Origin of the sequence: Aquabacterium sp. (genome assembly GCF_035476535.1) — a bacterium.
GTDB lineage: Bacteria > Pseudomonadota > Gammaproteobacteria > Burkholderiales > Burkholderiaceae_C > Pseudaquabacterium.
Genome location: NZ_DATILJ010000038.1, coordinates 1 through 2,167 on the forward strand (window position 1 = coordinate 1; position 2,167 = coordinate 2,167).

The following is a 2,167-nucleotide window of genomic DNA, read 5'->3' on the forward strand; positions in this document are numbered from 1 at the left end:
GAACCTCGAGGGCACCTCGGCGAGGTCGTTCGCGGGCGCGCCTTACACCAGCGGCGGCAAGACCGGCACGGCGCAGGTGATCGCCATCAAACAAGGCGAAAAGTACAACGCCGCCTCCATCGACGAGCGGCACCGCGACCACGCGCTCTTCATGGCGTACGCGCCGGCCGAGGACCCGAAGATCGCCATCGCGATGATCGTCGAGAACGCGGGCTTCGGCGCGCAGAACTCGGCGCCGATCGCACGCCGCGCCTTCGACTACTACCTGATGGGTCTGTATCCCAGCGCGGAAGACCTGGCAGCGGTCAAGCTCGGCAAGGCGACCACGCCCATCGGCAAACAGCGCGGCGTCGAGGCGGCCTGGCCCCCGGCGGGCTCGCCGGCGGCGGCCGCGTCTGCTGCTTCGGCCGCGAGCGCACCGGCCTCAGCGTCGGTAGCGGCCGTGCCCGCCAGTGCCGCGGTCAGGACGCTCGCACGCTAAGCGCTCGTGGCTGCCCGCGCGATCGTCGCGAGCAGCCATCCGCCCACCTCGTCGGGCATCGTCCTCACATGGCCCGGCAGGTGCCCATCCGGAAAGCCCACATGCCCACCCGTTTTGGGCTGCCATAGGGTGACGAAGCTGCCGGCGTCCTGCGAGCGGGGCAGGCTGGCCGCGGGCACGAACGGATCGTTGAGCGCGTTGAGCACAAGCGCGGGGATGCGGATGCGGTGCAGGTGCGGCTTGGCCGACGCACGCGCGTAGTAGTCGTCGGCATTGCGAAAGCCGTGCAGGGGCGCGGTGAAGATGTCGTCGAACTGGTAGAGGTCGCGCGCGGCCATCACCCGCTCGCCATCGAAGAGGCCCGGGTGCTGCCGGAGTTTCTCCATGGCCTTCGGCTTCATGCTGCGCAGGAACATCGTCGTGTAGACCAGGCGGTTGAATCCGCGGCCGATGGCCTGCGACCCGGCAGCTAAATCGATGGGCGAACACACCGATGCCACGGCACTCACCGACTGGCCCGCTTCAGCGCCCGCTTCGCCCGCCCATCGCATGAGCGCGTTGCCGCCGAGCGAGACACCCACCGCGATCAAGGGGCCTTGGTGCTGCGCACGCAGGCGCGACAGGATCCAGCCGATCTCTTCATGGTCACCCGAGTGGTAGGCGCGCGGGCCCTGGTTGAGCTCGCCACTGCAGCCTCTGAAGTGAGGCACGGCGAACGCCAGGCCGCGCTCGGCGGCGAAGTCGGCGAAGGCCTCGGCGTAGTGGCTGCGCGACGAGCCTTCCAGGCCGTGGAACAGGACAAGCAACGGCGCTTTGGGTGCGGGCGGCCGCGCAGTACACGAAGTGACAAGCGTGGGGGCACCATTGCTCAACCAATCGACGTCGAGGAAGTCGCCGTCCGGCGTCGTCCAGCGCTCACGCCGGTACTGCGGGTGCTCGCCGAACACACGGCGGGCGTAGAGCGCGGGCCAAATGGTCTGCAGGTTGCCGCCCGGCAACCACCACGGCGCGCGGTAGTTCAATGCGGCACCTGCTGTCAGTGGAGCACCTGTGGTACGCCGGAGACTTCCTGGATCTCGCTGGACGTGCCGGGGCTCGCATGGTGCGCCACCATCCGCCAGCCCTGAGTCGTCTTGAAGTAGACATTGGTCGCGATGACCCAGGCCTGCATCGGGCCTTCTGGCCCCAGCACCTCCACCCGCTCGAGGACGTTGTGCACCGCCGCGGCGGCTGCATGCGTCTTGCGCGTGCGCTCGGGCCAGGCGCGGATGCTGCCATTGCTGAACATGGCTTCGAAGGTGGCGCGGATCGCGATCGCACCCACCACGCGCGGGCCGCCGGGGTGGATGCAGACGATGTCGTCATCGTCTGCCCAGCAGGCCATCAGCTTGTCGATGTCGCCGTGCTGCAGCGCCTCGTAGAACGCGGCTTCGACGTCGTCGGCGTTGCCTTCGAGACTGGCGGCCTGGAGCTTGGTTTTTCTCATGGCGGATGGATGAGCCGATTCTGCCGTGGAATCAGGGCGTGAGCCACTGCCGCACGGCAGTGCGCATGTCGCCCTGCGCGGCGCGCCAGACCATCTCCGGCGCGGCAATGTGGATGCCGGGCGGCGCGAACTGCAGCGCCAGCGCCACGAACTCCGCCACCTTGACGGCGCGCACCGGCTGCTCGCTGCTGGGCACCATG

General features: G+C 68.8%; 3 protein-coding genes. 1 reads left to right on the top strand and 2 read right to left on the bottom strand.

Going from position 1 to position 2,167, the window contains the following annotated elements; translation table 11 throughout:
* Positions 1–481, top strand: a 481-nt coding sequence (locus VLK61_RS04325; protein ID WP_325418661.1) for a penicillin-binding transpeptidase domain-containing protein, incomplete at its 5' end; no start/stop codon positions are given.
* Here the strand turns inward: VLK61_RS04325 and VLK61_RS04330 are convergent.
* Both VLK61_RS04330 and VLK61_RS04335 read right to left on the bottom strand, forming a co-directional pair.
* The gene (locus tag VLK61_RS04330; protein ID WP_325418663.1) at positions 478–1,503 is read right to left on the bottom strand and encodes a YheT family hydrolase; all 1,026 of its coding nucleotides are present in this window, start codon (positions 1,501–1,503) and stop codon (positions 478–480) included. The two genes, VLK61_RS04325 and VLK61_RS04330, sit on opposite strands and share 4 nt — an antisense overlap.
* Before the next feature lie 14 nt (positions 1,504–1,517).
* Positions 1,518–1,967: a YybH family protein gene (locus tag VLK61_RS04335; RefSeq protein WP_325418665.1), complete on the bottom strand. Its 450-nt coding sequence runs from the start codon at positions 1,965–1,967 to the stop codon at positions 1,518–1,520.
* Positions 1,968–2,167: the final 200 nt, after the last annotated feature.